Raw genomic sequence first — 18,075 nt, forward strand, 5'->3', positions numbered from 1 at the left:
CGCGGCTATTCCGTCCAGAGCACCCAGGCCCCGCCGCGCCCCTGGGTCTCGCATACCAGGGCGCGGCCCTCCGACGTGCGCCCGGTCTTGGCGACCGAGGAGTCGCATTTCGAGCCCACTTCGTAGATGCCGGTGCCGACGTTGTAGGGGCCCGACCACTGGTAGCCGCTTTCCGCTGCGGCGTTGGCTAGGCATAGCAGCGTTCCGCCGTCGGCCGCGGCCCCGATCAGACCGGCTTGGGTTGCGGTGCAGGCCCCGCCCTTGCGCGCCGCCGGCTGGGTGGTGGTCGCAGGTGGCGGCGGAGGTGGGGCAACCGCGGTCGACGCCGACGTGGTGGCCACCGTGGCCACCGTGGTCACCTGGGCGGTGGTCGTCGTGGTCGCCTGAGTGGCCCGGGACATGGTGTCGGGCAACATGTTTCCCGACAGCACGAAGAACCCCGCCACCGCCGCCACCTCGGCGGCGCCGAGCAACAACGCGAAACAGGCCATCACGCGGCCGCGCGGATGACTGAAGGCGATGAACCCGAAGACGATCGCGACGGGGAACAGCGCGAGCAATGCGGCCACCAGCGCGACAACCGCGTAGGGATTGACGATCGGCCGGGACTCGTGCGGGAACGGATCCTCCGGATCCCGCTCGTCCGGCCAAGCCTCCGGCCAGCGCTCGCGTTCCTGCCACTGTTGCGTGCGTGCCATCCAGCTCCCTCTCGCGTCAAAACTCTCGCGCAGGAACCCGGGCTGTCCGGCCCCGCCCGATACGCAGACAGAATACGGACGAATTGCCGTAATAAGACCGAATTGTCCGATCGATTCGGAATAACGAACTCGGCACAACGCTCGCACCCGCGGCGCAGGAGGTTCATGCTGAGCTAGCGGTGATATCGCTGATAATGCGCTGGTTCACTTCAGGAGGGACCGATGCCAGGACCTACCGATTCACCGAGCAAGGACAAGCGACTCTGGCACGCCCAAGCGGGCGACATGCTCGGCGATAACTACAACATGCCCGGAATTGTGCTGTGCGCCCTGGGCGTCGTCGCGATGGCGTGCACGTTGACCGCGGCCGGTTACGGCTATCCCGGCTGGACGCAACTCGGCGCGATCGCCACGGCGCTGCTGTGGTGTCTAGGGGTCGGCGCGCTGCTGGTCGAGCACCGGAGGCAGGAAGTGATCGAACTGCGCTACGGCAGGCGCGGCCACGCACCCGGCGGCCTCCGCCCGGTGCACTACAGTGCCGCGCGCAGGCCCGACGCCTGAGCCGACCGCGTCAGCCGGCCCAGGCTCCCCGACACACGGCGAGTTCGAAGATCTCAGATGCAGAAAACGACGCTGCCGAGGGGCACACAGAGGATGACGGACCCGGCGGGCGTGGCAGCGGCGGAGACCGGGGTCGCTTGCGCGGGAGCCGGATTCGCCGAGGCCGCGGGAGCTGCGAGGAAGCACAGCGGGAGAGCTAACGCGGTAGCAGCCGCGGTTTTGATGATTGTGCTGGACATTGTGCAATCCCTTGATTCGATCGAATAGTTCACGAACGCCCGGACAGCCGCTGGGTAGTGGGCCGGGGGCGCCTCGCCGATAGCCCGGAGCAGTTCTGCCGACGGGTTATCGTGCCGAGCCCTGGTGGGCAGGCGTGATCTGCCGGTCGCCGGGGGATGTCCCCGTGAGCGCATGCCGAGGAGTCGCTGGGTCGTTGTCGCTGACGACCGTCTCCGGTAATCCAGGTCTGCCGATGGCGGACGGGGCGGCTAGATGCCCCAGCGGCCAGGTCGGCACGCCGACCGGCAACTGGCCGGTGCCGAATCATCAGGTAACAGCCCGCCGCGGCATCGAGCAAACGAATGGAGACGCCGCGACGATGGTCGCGACGGCCCACCCTGGTTCACCGCGGGGAAGGCGTCTAGATCAGCTTACTTCCGGCTACCAAATGTGAAAACAGGAACAGGAAATTTTCAATAATTTTCCTCCGGCCAAATGCCCGGCCTGAACGAGGAATTCAGGCAGATCGGACATCGTCCGTGCCGCTTATGCCGACCGCTTCGGCCGCGCTCAGCGCCAGTTGTCGACCTTCGGCATCGTCTCGGTGACCAGGGTGAACAGCATGTCGGCGAGCAGTTCGTGCACCTGTTCGCGGGTGAGATTGCCGCGGGTGATCCACTCGCGTCCCGCGACCTTCACCAGCCCGCCGTAGGCCCGCACTATCGCCCGCAGTTCCGTACTGTGCGCCGAATCGGCCAGCCCGACCATCACCAGCGTGCGCTCGGCGGCGGCGTCGTCGGCCTCGTCGAGTATCTGCTGCACCTCGGGGTCGTCGCCGACGCCTTCGTGGCTGGTGACCTTGACCCAGGTGCTGCCATGCTCGCCGATGGTGTCCAGCAGCCAGCGCACACTGGCCTCGACGCGCTCGCGATCGGTGCCCGCGGGCACGACCATGGTTTCGAGCTTGGGCAGGGTCACCATCCGGCGCACCACGGCGAGATACAAATCCCGCTTGTTGCCGAAGTAGTGGTTGATCAGTCCGCGGGCCACCCCGGCGCGCTGCGCGAGCTCCGCGGTGGACACCGCGGCATAGGGCCGCTCGCCGAACATGTCGATCGCGCAGGCGAGGATCTGTGCGCGCCGCTCGTCGGGTTCGAGCCTGCGTCGGCGCGGCGACCCGTCGGCGGCGCCGTTCGACACCGCCGCGGAGGCCTCACCGCTTCGGGTTTCAGAGAGACCGCGCAATGAGATCCTTCATCACTTCGTTGCTGCCCGCGAGGATGCGCAGGACGCGGGCGCCGGTGTAGAGCTGGGAAATCGGATACTCCGTCATGTAGCCGTAGCCGCCGAACAGTTGCAGGCAGCGATCGACAACGATACCGAGTTGGTCGGTGATCCAGTATTTCGACATGGCCGCGGTCGGTATGTCGAGCTCGCCACGCAGATGCTTGACGATCGCGTCGTCGAGGAAGGTGCGGCAGACCTTGGCCAGCGTCGCGCATTCGGCGAGCTCGAACTTGGTGTTCTGCATCGCGAACAGCGGCTTGCCGAACGCCTCGCGCCCCTTGGTGTAGTCGACGGTCAGTTCGACGGCCTTCTCCATCATGGCGGTCGCGAGGATGGCGGTGACCAGTCGCTCCTGGGCCAGCAGCTGCATCATCTGGTAGAAGCCCTGCCCCTCGGCTTCGCCGAGCAGGTTGGACGCGGGCACCCGCAGGCCGTCGAAGAACAGTTCGGCCGTGTCCTGGGCCTTGCCGCCGATCTTGTTCAGGATGCGGCCCCGAGTGAATCCGGGGGTGTCGTCGCCGACCTCGGCGAAGATCAGCGAGACGCCCGCCGCGCCCTTCGACGGATCGGTCTTCGCGGCGATGATGATGCCGTCGCAGAGCCAGCCGTTGGTGATGAAGATCTTCGAGCCGGTGATGACGTACTCGTCGCCTTCGCGCACTGCGCGGGTCTTGATGTTCTGCAGGTCCGAGCCGGTGCTCGGTTCGGTCATGCCGATGGACAGCACCATCTCGCCGCCGGCCGCCTTGGGCAGCACCCGCCGCTTGAGCTCCTCGGACCCGAATTCCATGAGGTACGGCGCGATGATCGAGCTGTGCACCGCCATGCCGAGCGAGCCGTCGCCCGCGAAGGCCTGCTCCTCGATGATCGCCGCCTCGTGCGCGAATGTGCCACCGCCACCGCCGTATTCGGCCGGGATCGCAGTGCACAGCAGACCGAGATCACCCGCCCGGTTGTACAGATTCCGGTCGGGGTGCCCCTGCGCGACGAACTTCTCCTCGTGCGGAACGACTTCCTTCTCGAAGAACGTCCGTGCGAGGTCGCGAACGGCCTCCACCTCGTCGTCACTCCACGCGGCCCGTGCCATGGTCCCGATCCTTTGCTCACCACGGACCGGCCCCGATGCCGATCCACCGCCACCAGATTCCAGCACTATTGGCGGCTTGTCAACAACATGGGCGCGAGTTCGCCCCGGGTAAGGAGAAGAGCTTGGCCGGGGTCAGCTCGCGGGGCGTGCGGAGTTCACGGTGGCCAGGGTCGTGAAGATCGGGGCGTCCGGGTCGGCGACTATGCCTTGGGTGCGGAGGAATCGGTCGATCAGGCCCCAGACGAATTCGGCGGTTCGGTCGACGAATTCGGTGGTGCCGGACGGATCGGGGCGTCCGGATTCGCCCAGCCACAGGTCGGTGACGGCGACGACCGAGCCGACGACGGCGCGGGCCAGGTAGTCGACTCCGGCGGGGTCGATCGAGACGGATTCGGCGATCTCGCGGGCCTGCCGGGTGAAGCGATCCGCCGCTGCGCGACCGAGGTCGAACTGCAGCACCGATCCGTCGGCGCGCTGACTCACCTGCGCCTGACCGAGAAACCGAAACACGTTGGGGTGCTGGAGAATACTGTCGGCGTATCCGGTGAGCACGCGGCGCAGCGCGACGCGCGGCGGTTGCAGCACCAGGGTGACGTCGTTGCCCGCGGCGGCCGCGGCGGATCTGGCCATCCGGTCACCGATCTCGGTGTACAGATCGGATTTGTCGGCGAACCGGCGGTACAGGCGCGGCTTGGTGATGCCCGCTTCCTTGGCGATGTCGTCCATGCTCGGCCGGGGCCCGTCGCGATCGATGACGCGCACGGCCGCGTCGACGATCTCCTCGCGGGTGATCGTCGTCCTCACGGTTCTGCCGTGTGTGCGGGCCACGTGCGCAGCCTACTCGTACCGTCGGTACGCCTGCCGTTCGCTCAGCCCTTCTCGCCGCCAAGCGGTGACCCAGCTCATACCGCCGTCACGTCGCTCACCATTGATTGGGGGTCTCCGCGCTGTCAGTATCGTGGAACGTACCGGCAGTACGTTCAGGGCTCCGTACCCCTGGAAGCGATGGACAGTGACCGAGGCGAGCACATGACCGAATCGTTCGACAGCATCGGACCGCGCGGGACCCATCTCCCGCGACGAGAGCGCCGGGTCCGCGGCGCCGACGGTGACCTCGCGGTCTTCGAATGGGGCCACCCCCGCGGCGTCCCGCTGGTCCTGGTGCACGGACTCAGCGACACCCATCGGGTGTGGCGCGAGGTCGCCGCGCTGCTCGCCGACGATTTCCGGGTGATCGCGTACGATGCCCGCGGCCACGGCGACAGCGAAACATGCTCCAGCGCGAGCGCTTTCCGGCTGGACAAGTTGGCCGACGATCTCTTCGCCGTGCTGGACGCGGTCAGCCCGAACCGGCCCGCGCACGTCTGCGGGCACGGGTGGGGCGCGATCCAGGGCTGGGAGGCCGTGTGTGACCCGCGCGCCAACAGCAGGATCGCCTCCTTCACCGCCATCTCCGGACCGAATCTCGATCACCTCGGCGTCCAGCTGCGCGAGCTCGCCGTGCGGCCGCACCGGATGGGGCGACTGGCGGCCGATCGCAAGTTCTGGCGGCACGGCGCGGGCTCGGCGCGCACGGCCGCGCTGCGGATCGCCTATCCGCCCCGCGTCCGCACCTGGCTCATCGAACGGCTCGGCGGCATCCCCGCGGCGCACGCGCCCATCGCGCCGACCTGGCGCACGGATCTGCTCGCCGGCGCGCGCATCGCGCACGCCAACCTGGCGCCCCGGCTGCTGTGTCCGCGTCCTCGGTCGACCGCGGTGCCGGTGCAAATGGTGGTCGACACCACCGACGTGCTGGTCCCGCCGTTCCTCTACTACGGCAGTGCCCGCTGGGTGGACCGGCTGTGGCGCTGCTCGGTCCCCGCCGACCACTGGCTCCCGAGCACCGATCCGCTGCTGGTCGCCGAGGCGCTCGGCAATTTCGTCGAAGACCTGGCCGCGGCCGACAGCAGCCTGCCTCGAGGCTGACACGACACCCGCGAGGGCTTCAGGCCTCGTGGTCCGGGGGAAGATCGGCGACCGCGTCGATGCGCAGGCACCCCGCGCGGGTTCCGCCCGCCGCCGTGGTGACCACCCAGACGGGATAGTCCGCCGCGGCGAGCACCGCGTCGAAAGCGGTGCAGGCCTGATCGGGGGCGTTCTCCATCGGCTGTCCCTTTCGTGAGCGGCGGCCGCCGGCGCCGCCAAGGATGCGCTTCGCCCCTCGACGACACCGGCGAGCCGGTCACCAGCGATCCGGTCCGCGGGTCTCGTCGATACCGTCGACCCGTTCCGTCCGCACCCTGTCGGACCCGGTCCGTTCTTCGACGATGTCATCGATCTTCAGCTGCATCGGTTCCGCGGGCACCGATGCGTCGCGCCCGGTCGCCATCGCCACCGTCGGCTCGTCGTCGACGTATCTGCGGCCGCGCGCGGCGCCCGCCGCGTCGGGATCGGCGCCGATGGTCAACCGTTCCTCGGAACGAATCAGCTCGTCGTCGGTCCGGCCGCCGCTGTCGGCGGCCCACTCGGCGGTCGTCGCCCGGGCGTTCACCGGGTGCTCGCCATAGGGCCTGCCGTAGGTCTTCCACGCCGAGAGGGCCGGGTCGATGTCGTAGTGCTCGAACAACTCTCGTTCGCTGCGCTGGCTGATATTGCCGTCGTCGTCGAGGTACGGCGCGGACTTGACCTGCTCCTTGCCGACCCGCACCTGTAGCGTCGCGCGCTCGCGCCGGTGCTCGGCGCCTGCCAGCGGCACCAGCGCGTCGTGACCGAACAACCCCGTGGAGATGGCCACCCAGGTCGGGAAGCCGCTGGCGTTGTCCACGTAGATCCGCTTGACCTTGCCGACCTTGTCCCCGTCACGGTCGTAGACGATGTTGCCGAGTACCGAATCCAGCAGACTGCTCATGGTCTCCTCCTCGATCCTCACTGCGGGACGATTGCGGCGACCGGCCGAAAGAGCGATCGGCAAGACACCGCGGACCTGCATGATCAATCGATCACACAGGCAACTACCCCCTGTCCTCACCGGCAAACAGCACTCGGTCGAGCGTCTGTTTCGCCGCGGCCACGACCGACGCGGGTGAACAAGACACGGCCGGACCGCGACCGGACGCGAGGGTTTGCGACAATGGTGACTTCGATTGCCCAGCTCACGAAGGACCTCCACACCCCCGATGGCCGACAGCAGTATCGATCCCGACGAGCTCGCCACCTGTCTTCGGGTACTCGACCAGGCCGGACAGCTGGAGAAGGACCACCCCGATTCGCTGCTCGTGCAGCGCGCGGTCGGGCACATGTTCAAGAAGCTCAAGCAGCGCCGCCGCGTCGAGGCCCGCGACAAGATCGCCACCGCGGACCGCGCGGTCGTCGCGGCCACCGCCACGGGCTCACCGAATCGCATCGATGACGAGACCGCGGGCATTCCGCTGACCTCGACGACCAAGGGCGCCAGCGCGGGCACCCTGCTCCGCCCGCGACCCTGTTACATCTGCAAGCAGCGCTACACCCGCGTCGACGCCTTCTACCACCAGCTGTGCCCGGACTGCGCCGCGAGCAGCCACGCCAAGCGCGACGCGCGCGCCGATCTCTCGGGCCGTCGCGCGCTGCTCACCGGCGGCCGCGCCAAGATCGGCATGTACATCGCGCTGCGGCTGCTGCGCGACGGCGCGCACACCACCATCACGACCCGCTTCCCCAACGACGCCATTCGCCGTTTCGCCGCCATGGACGACAGCGCCGATTGGCTGCACCGGCTGCGCATCGTCGGCATCGACCTGCGCGACCCCGCGCAGGTGGTGGCCCTCGCCGACGACATCGCCGCGCAGGGCCCGCTGGACATCCTGATCAACAACGCGGCGCAGACCGTGCGCCGCTCCCCCGGCGCGTACAGCGCGCTGGTGGAGGCCGAGTCCGGTCCGCTGCCCGCCGGCGCACTGCCCGACGTGGTGACCTTCGGCAAGACCATGCAGGCGCATCCGACCGCGCTGACCGCCTCGCTCGCGCCGACGCTCACCGCAGCAGATGTCGCGGAGCTCGCGCTGGTCGCGGGATCGGCCACCCCCGAACGGATTTCGCGCGGCGTGGCGATCGACGCGGGCGGGCTGGTGCCAGATCTCGCGCACACAAACAGCTGGGTGCAGACGGTCGCCGAGGTCGATCCGACCGAACTGCTCGAAGTCCAGCTGTGCAATTCGGTGGCGCCGTTCATCCTGGTGTCGCGGCTGCGTCCGGCTATGGCCGCCGCGCCCGCCCGCCGCAAGTACATCGTGAACGTCTCCGCCATGGAGGGTCAGTTCGGCCGCGGGTACAAGGGACCGGGACACCCGCACACCAATATGGCCAAGGCGGCGCTGAACATGCTGACCCGCACCAGCGCCAAGGAGATGTTCGAGTCCGACTCGATCCTGATGAGCGCCGTCGACACCGGCTGGATCACCGACGAGCGCCCGCACTACACCAAGATCCGCCTCGCCGAGGAAGGCTTCCACGCCCCGCTCGACCTGGTCGATGGCGCCGCCCGCGTCTACGACCCGATCGTGCAGGGCGAGGACGGCGTCGACCTCTACGGCTGCTTCCTCAAGGACTATCAGCCCTCGCCCTGGTGAGCCTCCGCCGCGCGCGCTGCCTGGCGAGCAGAATCGGTGGTGACACAGCTACCACGATCTGGAGGGCGCATGGCGGACGAGACTGGATCGCGTCGAACCGGAATCAGCGTGCTGCTGCGCGACAAAGCGCCGTTCCTGCGCTGGTCGATGATCCGCTTCGCGCTCGGCGGCCAATCCGTGCTGCGCACCGGACAGGTGGGCGACGGCCGCGAGGAAGCCGTGCGACAGCACGTGCTGAGCACCGCGACACCGGGCGATCCCGACAGTGTGCTCGCCGCCATCGATGACTTCGCGCGCACCCGCAGCTTCCTGATGAACGTCGGCGACGAGAAGGGTCTGCTCCTCGACGCCGCGGTTCGGCGCGCGAGGCCACTGCTCGCGCTGGAACTGGGCGCCTACTGCGGATACAGCGCGGTGCGAACGGGACGCCTGCTGCCGCAGCGGGGACGGCTGGTGTCGGTGGAGGTCAGCGCCGCCAACGCCGCGATCGCGACCGACGTGATCGCGCACGCCGGGCTCGCCGACCGGGTCGAGGTGGTGGTCGGCAAGATCGGCGACGGCGGGACGACCATGCGCAGGCTCGCCGTCGACCACGGATTCGCCGCGAGCGCGGTCGATTTCGTCTTCCTGGATCACTTGAAGACCGCGTATCTGCCCGACCTGCTCGCGCTGCTCACCGTGAACTGGCTACACCCGGGCTCCCTCGTGGTCGCCGACAACGTGAAGATGCCGGGAGCGCCGCGCTACCTGCGCTACATGCGTGCGCAGGAGGGCAGGACCTGGCGCACCGTGGAGCATCGCACCCACGTCGAATACCAGTCCCTGCTGCGCGATCTCGTCCTCGAGTCGGAGTACCTGGGCTGAGCGCACCCGCCACCGCGCTCTATTCGGCGCGACGTGCGGGATCGTCCAGCTGCCGAGCTACGAAATCCGATACCGCGCCGACGTGTTCGTCGAGGTAGAAGTGGCCGCCGGGAAACGTCTCGCGGGCGAACGCGCCCGAGGTGAACGCCCGCCATCCGTCGGCCTGCTCGGGTGTGGTGGTCGGGTCGTCGGTGCTGACCAGCGCGGCGAGGTCGCACGCGAGCGGCTCGCCGTGCCGGTGCCGATAGGTTTCCACGGCTTGGTAGTCGCTGCGCACCGCGGGCAGCACCAGATCGGCGAGGCCGGGCTCGGTGCGCAGCAGTGCGATCGGCGCGGGATCGGCGGCGAGGCGCTCCAGATCCGCGATGAGCGCCTCGTCGGATTCCAGGTGCAGGCGACGGTGTTCGACGAAAGACGGTGCGGGACGGCCCGAGACGAACAGGGCGGCGAGCTCCTGCCCGCGGGCCTCCAGCCTGCGGGCCGTCTCGTAGGCCAGAGTGGCGCCCATGCTGTGCCCGAACAGCGCGAGACCGGACCGAGGACCGCGTCCCAGCAATTCTCCGGCGATCAGCTCGGCGAGTGCGTGCAGATCCGGGACCGCCGCTTCGCCGAGCCGGTCCTGCCGTCCCGGATACTGGACGGCCAGTACCGCCACGCCGGAACCGAATTCGAGGGCAAGCTCACGGTAGGCCGCCGCCGAACCGCCGCCGGGCGGGAAACACACCAGGTAGTGGCGCGGCGCCGGGTCGGTCCGCAGGACCCGCAGCCAATCGGTGGCGGTGATCGTCTCGTCCACGTCGGTCTCCTTCTCCGCCGGTGCGGCTAGTCTCGATCTGGTGAACGCGCACACACGGCTGGTCCACGAGTACGAAGCCGGAATCGGTGTCCCCGTTTCCGGCATTACCCACTCCCCCGATCCTGGCAGCAATCTTGCTGCGACACTGCCGGTCTGGGCGCTTGCGGCGGGTTCGGTGGCCACGGTGGCGGCCGCGGCCAACCGGTTGCGCGACGCGCACGGACTCGCTCCCGTGCCGCATCGGATCGACCCGGAACGGATCACCGCCGCGTTCTCGAGCGACCGCCTGCTGCGCGCGGACGGCCGTCAGGTGCCTGTGTTCGCCGATCTCTCCGGATTCTTCCCCACTTTCGACGGTTGGGTGCGCACTCACGCCAACTATCCGCATCACCGAACCCGTCTGCTCGCCGCGCTCGGCCTACCGGAGGACGCGCCACTCGACCTGGCGGTCGCCCACATCGCTATGAGCCGCGCGTCCGATATCGAGGACAACGCCGCCCTGGCGGGCGCGATCGCGGTCCAGGTGCGCACCGAGGAGGAGTGGGCCGCCACGCCGCAGGCGGCGGCCGCCGCGTCCGGCCCGCTGGTCGCCATGGATCCGCGGCAAGACCGCGCGGGCGCGCCTTTCCGTTCCGAGGCGACCCCGTTCCAGCCGTTGCGCGGGGTGCGTGTGCTCGACATGACCCGGGTGATCGCGGGCCCGGTCGCGACCAGGACGCTGGCGCTGCTCGGCGCGGAGGTGCTGCGGGTGGACCCGCCGTGGCTGCCCGAGATTCCGTGGCAGTACGCCGACACCTGCCAGGGCAAGCACTCCGCGATGGTCGACCTGCGCACTCACTCGGCCGTCTTCCACGACCTGCTCGCCTCCGCCGACGTGCTCGTCACGGGATACCGCCCCGGCGCGCTGGAGCACGCCGGGCTGACCACCGCCGTGCGTCCCGGCCTGGTGCACGGCCGGGTCAGCGCCTGGGGCGAGTCCGGTCCCTGGGGCAGCCGCCGGGGCTTCGACAGCATCGTGCAGTCCGCCACCGGCATCTCCATCCTGGAGGGCGCGCCGTCGGTGCCCGGCGCGCTGCCCGCCCAGGCACTCGACCACGCCTCGGGCTATCTGCTCGCGGCGGGCGTGATCGACGCCCTCGCCGCGCGCACCTACGACGGAATCGGCCGTGACGTGCGGGTCTCGTTGGCGCGCACGGCGTCCTGGCTGCTCGTCAACCCCGACCGCGGCCTGAGCCACGGCCCCGCCGCGGCCCCCAACCCGGAGATGACCGTCCACCACGGCGGCCTGGTGACGGCCACGCCCGCCCTGGCCGAGTACCCGGATTACGCCTGGCCCGCACCGCAATACGGGGCCAGTGCGCCCGCCTGGCCGGTGCGTACCCGGTAGGGGTCGCGTCAGGCGTCGCGGGCGAAGTCGGCCAGCAGCGCCGGGACCGCGGAATCGAAGCCGGCGATGTCGAGCATCCCGGCGTCGGACGGGTCCGCGATGCTGAACTTCGTCGCCGTCATGCCGACCACGACCAGCTTCGCGTGCGGGTTGACTTCACGGCGGTACCGCTGCAGGGCCTGGTGCGGGTGGATGCGGCCCGCCCAGGTCTCGGAATCGGTGTACACCGAGAACACGTCCACCTCGAGACCGTGCCGCAGCGCGTACGTCATGGGCAGCGAGCAGTCGGTGCCGCCGAACGGCAGGCCGGACACGGCGCGCACCGCGTCGTCCAGCCGCTGGCGCGGACCGATCGCCAACGGCGTCAGCTCCGCGTCGCTCGACCACGCGCCGCTCCTGGCGGTGAAACCGACGATCGAATGCGCCGTCTCGGTACTCGCGGTCACCAGCGCCAAGGCGGCGCTCGCCTCCCGCGCCGACAGCGGCGTGCCACCGATCGTCACGGCCATGGAGCCGGACACGTCGAGGGCGAGCAGGTGGCGCTTGCCGGTCGGCGGCACCGCCTCGAACGCCGCGTAGAACGCGGAGTCCAGCGCGTCCACGATCGGCGCGGCGGGCTCCCACCGGCCGTCGCCGCGTGCGGATCGACCCGCGGCGTAGGTGCGCAACGCGACGAGGACGTTGACCGGATGCACCCGAGACTTCCGCAGTCGCGCCGGGTCGGCGAGCTGGCGCGCCACCGCCGCGGTTCGCTCACCCAGCGGGGCGAGCAACCCGAGCCGGGTCAGCCGCGGCAGCTGGCGCATCAGTGCCGTCTGCGGAATCCCGTTGTCCAGCAGCGCCTCCCACACCGCGGGCGCGTCGAGCGCGGCATCGGGCAGCATCTCCCAGGACAGCCGGTACGCGCGCACCAGATCGGGGAGCTCGCGCACCGGCGCGGCCTGCGCTCGGTGGTAGCCCTCGATCAGCCGCAACCCGTCCAGCGACGCCTCGCGACCGCAGATCCAGTCGAACAGGTTCTTGCGGTCCGGCTCGGCGGTGTCCGGGTGCGCGAGACGCAGCAGGTCGCGGTGCGTCCACCCCTCCCGCTGGCGGTACTTCACCACCTGGAAGGCGAGATCGTCGACGGACTTCTCGACATACCAGTGCGCGACGGCGCGGCGCAGACCGCGGCCCCAGCCACGGAACTGCTCGACGTAGCGCGCGAACAGGAACAGGTGCGTGCCGGTGCGCGCCACCAGCGGCAGCGCGTCCAGCGCGGTCCGGCGACCGTCGGCATCGCCGAGGGAGGCCGCGGCGGCGAGCGCGAACAGCGCGGGATTCTGCTTGGGCGCGCGGCCCGCCGTGGAGATCGCGACGATCTCGGCGACGAGCTCGGCGGTGCGATGCCGCGCGAAATCCAGGACGACCTCGGCGTTGTCCTTGGTCAGGTCTTCGGCGCGCACGTAGTAGGTGCCGCCCTCGGTGCCCAGTGTCAGGAACCGGCGCAGCCGTACCTCGGGGGTGACCTCGAAGGCGAAGCCGCCCGCGTTGTTGCGCGCCTGTCGCGCGTCCGCCCGCTCCGCCTGCGGCGTGGCGCGGGTGGTGATCCCAGCCAGCACGTCCATGTCTTCCTCGTTTCCGGCCCCGGTCGGGGCTTGTCGGGAACGGGGGAAGCGGACGTGGCGAACGCCCACCGGGATGATCTACCCGAAGGATAACCGACGGGCTTTCGGCCCGCGTCCCCCGTTCGACGGAACGCGAAGAACGGTCGTGGTGTGCCGACCGGACCAACGCTCCGTGGGGAGCGTGGCAGGAGTCGAACCTGGGAACCGATAACCGACCGACTCCGGCCCGTTCTTCGCGTCCTGGCAATCCAGCGGGGCGGTCGTGGTGTGCCGACCGACGTAAGCGCTCTACCGGATTGAGCTACGGCAACATGCGCTGCCGGCGGGATTCGAACCCGCAACCGCTCCATTCGAAGTGGATAACCGACCGACTCCGGCCCGCCCCTTCGGATTGCCCAACGCGGAGAACTGTAGGGCGCGGTCGCGATCCGGCGCCACCGAATTATTCGCGCTCCGGCGGCCACCGGAAAATCCGTTGCGCTCGTCGGCGCGGGGGCGATGAAATGTGTATTCGCAGGTCGTCTGCACTCACATGACAGCAATCGACATCGGCACGCCGGAAGGAACCCGCACCGTGGACACCGTCGACCAGAGCGTGCACAGAGACGTCGCGGCGCTCGCCGGACGGACCGAATGGGTCGGCCTCGGGGTCCTCGCGCTCGCCTGCCTGGTCTACGCGATGGACCTCACGGTGCTACACCTCGCGGTGCCGATGATCAGCGCCGACCTGCACCCGACCAGCTCTCAGCTGCTCTGGATCATCGACGTCTACGGCTTCATGGTGGCCGGTCTGCTGATCACCATGGGCACCCTCGGCGACCGGATCGGTCGGCGGCGCATGCTGATGATCGGCGCGGCGCTGTTCACGGTGGTGTCCGTGGCGGCGGCGTTCGCGCCGACCGCGGAAGCGCTGATCGTCTGTCGCGCCCTGCTCGGCATCGCGGGCGCCACGCTGGCGCCGTCGACGCTGTCGTTGATCTTCAACATGTTCCGCGATCCCCGGCAGCGTTCGGTCGCGGTGGGCGTGTGGGTCGGCGCGTTCTCGGCGGGCGGCGCGGTCGGGCCGATCTTCGGCGGCGTGCTGCTGGAGAACTTCTGGTGGGGATCGGTGTTCTTGCTCGCCGTTCCCGTCATGGTGCTGCTACTGGCGCTCGGCCCGAAGGTGCTGCCCGAGTTTCGCGATCCCGAGGCGGGCCGCCTCGATCCGCTCAGCGCGGCGCTCTGCGTGGCGACCATGATCGCCGTCGTGTTCGGCATGAAGAAGATCGCCCAGGACGGTGTCGGGGTGGCGGCGCTCGCCGGCCTCGTCGGCGGAGCTGCGCTCGGCGTGCTGTTCGTGCGGCGTCAGCTCACCGGCGCCGACCCGATGCTCGACCTGCGGCTGTTCCGGTTGAGCAGGTTCCGTATCGCCTTGCTGATCAACATGGTCGGCATCTTCGTCGCCTTCGGGTATTTCCTGTTCGTCGCGCAGTACTTCCAGCTGGTGCTCGGGATGTCGCCGCTGCGGACCGGTCTGGTGATGGTGCCGTCCGGCGTCGGTTTCATCGTCGGATCGCAGCTGGCGCCGCGGCTGGTCCAGGTGGTGCGGCCCGCCTACCTGATCGGCGGCGGGCTCGCCGCGGCCGGTATCGGACTGCTGATGATGACTCAGCTCAGCGCCTCCGGAGGCTACGGTCTGGCGCTGGCCGCCTCGGTGATCTCCTCGCTCGGGCTGGCTCCGGTGTTCGGCATCACCACCGAGCTCATCGTCGGCGCCGCACCGCCCGAACAGGCGGGCGCGGCCTCCGGCGTGTCCGAGACCGGCGCGGAATTCGGCGGGGCGCTGGGCATCTCGATCCTGGGCAGCATCAGCATCGCGATCTACCGCGGCGATCTGTCGTCGTCGCTGCCCGCCGGGCTCTCCGACGCCGACGCGGGGTCGGTCCGCGACACCTTGGGCGCGGCGGTGCAGGTCTCGACCCAAGTGCCAACGGCCCTGGGCGAATCCGTGCTCGCGGCGGCACGCGAGGCATTCCTGCACGGCGTGCACATCACCGCGGGCATCGCCGGTGTCGCCGCACTCGCCATCGCGCTGGTCTCGGTGCGCAAGCTGCGCGAGATCCCGGCGGGCCCGCTGACCCACGAGGACTGACCCCGTCGTCAGCCGGTGGTCTCGGGCGAACCGGCGAGCGCCGCGAACGCGGTCGAGAGGGTGTCCCCATTCGGGAGGGCGCCCTCCGCGCTGATCATCCAGAGCACCGAGAAGCCCTGCGTCAGCGCGAAATAGAGTCCGGCGATCGCTTCGGCCTGCTGCTGGGTCAACCGGGGGTGGGTTGTGCGCAGGTTCGTGGCGAGGTCGGTGGTCGCGTGCCGGATGCTGTCGGCCATGTACCGCTGCGACTCCGGCGAGCGGGCCACGCGCAGCAGGTTCTCCATGCTGGCCAGCATGCCTTCGCGGTTGGCGGCGAAGACGGCGGGCAGGCCGTCGATCATCGACGCGAAGGCTTCCGGCATCGGACGCCCCTCGGTCTCCTCGATCAGCTCGGCCATGCTGTCGCCGATGCCGGTGCCGAGCGCTTCGGCCAACGCCTCGGTGATCAACCTGTCCTTCGAACCGAAGTGGTAGCCGATGGCGGCCAGGCTGACCCCCGCCGCGTTCGCGATGTCGCGCGCGGTGGTCTTGGCGACGCCGCGTTCCATGATCGCCTTGCGCGCTCCGGCCAAGAGGTCTTCACGGTTTCCCATGCGCTTCAGGCTACCGCACGTCTCAGACGTTTGTCCAAGACGTATGTACTAACACTTCAGCGGTCCGCACCGTACCTCCGCGCGTCGTTCCGGCATGCGAGAACTCTGGACGCCCCGGCCTCGCCCATTCGGCGTAACTCCGCCTTCGCTCCAGCCCCGTGCGGGACTCCAGAAGGACATGTCCGGAAGCTTCCACCAGACGTAGCTCCGCTTTCGCTCAGCGATGCTCGGGACTCCGCCGGACCGCGTCCCACAGCGTCGATTAGTGTCGAGTCGTGCCGCAGAAAATGATCGTGGACGTCGACACCGGAATCGACGATTCGCTGGCACTGCTGTACCTGCTCGCCTCCCCCGAGGCCCAGATCCTCGGTATCGCGGCCACCGCGGGCAATGTGCCCGCCGCCCAGGTCGCCGCCAACAATCTCGCGTGGCTGGATGTGTGCCGGGCGCCGGAGATCGAGGTCGCCCTCGGTGCGGCCGAACCGCTCGCCGTCCCGTTGCGCACCACCGAGGACACGCACGGCCCGCAGGGCATCGGCTACGCCGACCTGCCCGAAAGCAGGCGCACGTGTTCGGACCGGACGGCCGCGCAGATGTGGGTGGCGCTGGCGCGCGAACATCCCGGCGAGATCGTCGGCCTGTGCACCGGTCCGCTGACCAACCTCGCGCTGGCGCTGCGCGTCGAACCCGAGCTGCCACGGCTGCTGCGCCGGTTGGTGATCATGGGCGGCGCGTTCAACCATCCCGGCAACACCACGCCTACCAACGAGTGGAACGTGCACGTCGATCCCGAGTCCGCCAAGGAGGTGTTCGACGCCTTCTCCGCCGCACCGCCGGATCGCCGTCCGCTGGTGTGCGCGCTCGACATCACCGAGACCATCGAGATGCATCCGAAACACCTGGCGCTGCTGGCCGAGCGCGCGCTCAGCCACCCCGCCGAGGCGGTATCCGAGGACGACGCTCCCGGCGCGCGGTCCGCGGCCTCGAATCCCGTTGTGCGCCATGTATCCGACGCCGTGCGGTTCTACTTCGAGTTCCACCGCGCCTACGACCAGGGCTATCTCGCGCACATGCACGACCCCTTCGCCGCCGCCGTCGCCCTCGACCCGGCCCTGGCCAGGACCAGGCCCGCGACGGTCGACGTGGAGCTGACCGGCACGCTGACGCGCGCGACGACGGTGGCCGACTGGGCGGGCATGTGGGGGCGCGAACCCAACGCGGACATCGTCGTCGGCACCGATCCCGAGCTGTTCTTCGAACGGCTCGTCGCTCGCGTCGGCGATTTCGCGAGGAACCTCTATCCCGGTGACAGCAGCGCATGACGCACGCTCGCTCCGCTCCGGCCGACGAAGGACTCACGGTGATCGACGACGACAACGCTTACCTGGCCGATTTCCGCGCGCGGCTCGACCTGCCCGGAATCGTCGACGTGCACACCCATTTCATGCCGGAAAAGGTGCTGAGCAAGGTGTGGTCGTACTTCGACTCGGTGGGCCCGCTGACCGGCCGCAGCTGGCCGATCGCGTACCGCGAGGACGAGCAGGTGCGACTGAAGACGTTGCGCGACTTCGGTGTCCGCGCGTTCACCGCGCTGGTGTACCCGCACAAGCCGGAGATGGCCGCGTGGTTGAACGACTGGACCGCCGAGTTCGCCGCCCGCACCCCCGACTGCCTGCACACCGCCACCTTCTACCCCGAACCCGGTGCGGCCGACTACGTCGCGACCGCACTCGACCGCGGCGCGCGCGTCTTCAAGGTGCACATCCAGGTCGGCGATTTCCCGCCCGGCGACCCGCTGCTCACCCCGGTCTGGGGACTGCTCGAGGACGCCGGGGTCCCGGCGCTGATTCACTGCGGCTCCGGTCCCGCTCCGGGTCGATTCACCGGGCCCGAGCCGATCGCCGAACTCCTGCAACGGTTTCCGCGACTACGGCTGATCGTCGCCCACATGGGCACGCCGGAGTACTCGGAATTCCTCGACCTCGCGCAGCGGCACCCGGGCGTCTACCTCGACACCACCATGGTGTGGACCGATTTCAGCGAGGCCGACTCGCCGTTCCCCGTCACCGAGCACGGACGGTTGCGCGAGTTCGGCGAGCGCATCCTGTTCGGCAGCGACTTCCCGAACATCCCCTACAGCTACGGCCACGCCATCCATGCCTTGGAGCGCCTCGACCTCGGCGCGGACTGGCTGCGGAAGGTCTGCTACCGCAACGCCGCCGAGCTCTTCACGATCAGCTGACCCCAGCCGTTGCC

General features: G+C 69.4%; 18 protein-coding genes and 1 tRNA gene. 8 read left to right on the forward strand and 11 right to left on the reverse strand.

What is annotated here, in order from left to right; translation table 11 throughout:
• Positions 1-5 precede the first annotated feature (5 nt).
• Positions 6-698, reverse strand: a complete 693-nt coding sequence (locus AC3EO7_RS15750) for a hypothetical protein (RefSeq protein ID WP_435591580.1) — start codon at positions 696-698, stop codon at positions 6-8.
• A gap of 222 nt (positions 699-920) precedes the next feature.
• Between AC3EO7_RS15750 and AC3EO7_RS15755 the strand changes: the two genes are divergently transcribed.
• Positions 921-1,259 (forward strand): hypothetical protein, encoded by a 339-nt coding sequence (locus tag AC3EO7_RS15755; protein WP_431970271.1) that lies wholly within the window; start codon positions 921-923, stop codon positions 1,257-1,259.
• Between the two features lie 53 nt (positions 1,260-1,312).
• Here the strand turns inward: AC3EO7_RS15755 and AC3EO7_RS15760 are convergent, their stop codons facing one another.
• The 4 genes from AC3EO7_RS15760 to AC3EO7_RS15775 form a co-directional block, all read right to left on the reverse strand.
• On the reverse strand, positions 1,313-1,498 hold the full coding sequence (locus AC3EO7_RS15760; protein WP_435591581.1) for a hypothetical protein: 186 nt from the start codon (positions 1,496-1,498) through the stop codon (positions 1,313-1,315).
• Between the two features lie 550 nt (positions 1,499-2,048).
• Positions 2,049-2,723 (reverse strand): TetR/AcrR family transcriptional regulator, encoded by a 675-nt coding sequence (locus AC3EO7_RS15765; protein ID WP_431970272.1) that lies wholly within the window; start codon positions 2,721-2,723, stop codon positions 2,049-2,051.
• Positions 2,707-3,852 carry an acyl-CoA dehydrogenase family protein gene (locus AC3EO7_RS15770; protein ID WP_431970273.1) on the reverse strand — a complete coding sequence of 382 codons (1,146 nt, stop codon included), beginning with the start codon at positions 3,850-3,852 and terminating at the stop codon, positions 2,707-2,709. Before AC3EO7_RS15770 ends, AC3EO7_RS15765 begins: the two co-directional genes overlap by 17 nt.
• Positions 3,853-3,984: 132 nt before the next feature.
• On the reverse strand, positions 3,985-4,656 hold the full coding sequence (locus AC3EO7_RS15775; protein ID WP_431970275.1) for a TetR/AcrR family transcriptional regulator: 672 nt from the start codon (positions 4,654-4,656) through the stop codon (positions 3,985-3,987).
• Between the two features lie 225 nt (positions 4,657-4,881).
• Between AC3EO7_RS15775 and AC3EO7_RS15780 the strand changes: the two genes are divergently transcribed.
• Positions 4,882-5,820: an alpha/beta fold hydrolase gene (locus AC3EO7_RS15780; protein ID WP_431970276.1), complete on the forward strand. Its 939-nt coding sequence runs from the start codon at positions 4,882-4,884 to the stop codon at positions 5,818-5,820.
• Positions 5,821-5,839: 19 nt separating this feature from the next.
• Here AC3EO7_RS15780 and AC3EO7_RS15785 read toward each other — a convergent pair whose 3' ends face one another.
• Together AC3EO7_RS15785 and AC3EO7_RS15790 are read right to left on the reverse strand one after the other, a co-directional pair.
• Positions 5,840-5,998 carry a hypothetical protein gene (locus AC3EO7_RS15785; RefSeq protein ID WP_435591582.1) on the reverse strand — a complete coding sequence of 53 codons (159 nt, stop codon included), beginning with the start codon at positions 5,996-5,998 and terminating at the stop codon, positions 5,840-5,842.
• Positions 5,999-6,076: 78 nt separating this feature from the next.
• Positions 6,077-6,742, reverse strand: coding sequence for a PRC-barrel domain-containing protein (locus AC3EO7_RS15790; protein ID WP_435591583.1), 666 nt, complete (start codon positions 6,740-6,742; stop codon positions 6,077-6,079).
• Between the two features lie 268 nt (positions 6,743-7,010).
• On the opposite strand from AC3EO7_RS15790, the gene AC3EO7_RS15795 reads away from it, so the two are divergent.
• The gene (locus AC3EO7_RS15795; RefSeq protein ID WP_431970278.1) at positions 7,011-8,441 is read left to right on the forward strand and encodes an SDR family NAD(P)-dependent oxidoreductase; all 1,431 of its coding nucleotides are present in this window, start codon (positions 7,011-7,013) and stop codon (positions 8,439-8,441) included.
• Between the two features lie 69 nt (positions 8,442-8,510).
• A complete protein-coding gene (locus tag AC3EO7_RS15800; protein WP_431970279.1) occupies positions 8,511-9,305 on the forward strand; it encodes an O-methyltransferase in 795 nt (264 codons plus the stop codon).
• A gap of 19 nt (positions 9,306-9,324) precedes the next feature.
• Here AC3EO7_RS15800 and AC3EO7_RS15805 read toward each other — a convergent pair whose 3' ends face one another.
• Positions 9,325-10,101: a thioesterase II family protein gene (locus AC3EO7_RS15805; RefSeq protein WP_435591584.1), complete on the reverse strand. Its 777-nt coding sequence runs from the start codon at positions 10,099-10,101 to the stop codon at positions 9,325-9,327.
• Positions 10,102-10,141: 40 nt separating this feature from the next.
• Between AC3EO7_RS15805 and AC3EO7_RS15810 the strand changes: the two genes are divergently transcribed.
• Positions 10,142-11,488 (forward strand): CoA transferase, encoded by a 1,347-nt coding sequence (locus AC3EO7_RS15810; RefSeq protein ID WP_431970281.1) that lies wholly within the window; start codon positions 10,142-10,144, stop codon positions 11,486-11,488.
• Positions 11,489-11,496: 8 nt separating this feature from the next.
• Here the strand turns inward: AC3EO7_RS15810 and AC3EO7_RS15815 are convergent, their stop codons facing one another.
• On the reverse strand, positions 11,497-13,095 hold the full coding sequence (locus AC3EO7_RS15815) for a TROVE domain-containing protein (protein ID WP_435591585.1): 1,599 nt from the start codon (positions 13,093-13,095) through the stop codon (positions 11,497-11,499).
• Positions 13,096-13,412: 317 nt separating this feature from the next.
• Positions 13,413-13,474 (reverse strand) — tRNA-Arg (locus AC3EO7_RS15820).
• Positions 13,475-13,627: 153 nt separating this feature from the next.
• Here AC3EO7_RS15820 and AC3EO7_RS15825 point away from each other — a divergent pair.
• Positions 13,628-15,226: an MFS transporter gene (locus AC3EO7_RS15825; protein ID WP_431970283.1), complete on the forward strand. Its 1,599-nt coding sequence runs from the start codon at positions 13,628-13,630 to the stop codon at positions 15,224-15,226.
• 8 nt (positions 15,227-15,234) lie between these two features.
• Here AC3EO7_RS15825 and AC3EO7_RS15830 read toward each other — a convergent pair whose 3' ends face one another.
• Positions 15,235-15,819, reverse strand: coding sequence for a TetR/AcrR family transcriptional regulator (locus AC3EO7_RS15830; protein WP_435591586.1), 585 nt, complete (start codon positions 15,817-15,819; stop codon positions 15,235-15,237).
• A gap of 287 nt (positions 15,820-16,106) precedes the next feature.
• On the opposite strand from AC3EO7_RS15830, the gene AC3EO7_RS15835 reads away from it, so the two are divergent.
• Together AC3EO7_RS15835 and AC3EO7_RS15840 are read left to right on the forward strand one after the other, a co-directional pair.
• The gene (locus AC3EO7_RS15835) at positions 16,107-17,141 is read left to right on the forward strand and encodes a nucleoside hydrolase (RefSeq protein ID WP_435591664.1); all 1,035 of its coding nucleotides are present in this window, start codon (positions 16,107-16,109) and stop codon (positions 17,139-17,141) included.
• Positions 17,138-18,061, forward strand: a complete 924-nt coding sequence (locus AC3EO7_RS15840; RefSeq protein WP_435591587.1) for an amidohydrolase family protein — start codon at positions 17,138-17,140, stop codon at positions 18,059-18,061. The genes AC3EO7_RS15835 and AC3EO7_RS15840 overlap by 4 nt, the downstream gene beginning before the upstream one ends.
• The last annotated feature ends 14 nt before the right edge of the window (positions 18,062-18,075 follow it).

The organism is Nocardia sp. bgisy118 (genome assembly GCF_057708605.1).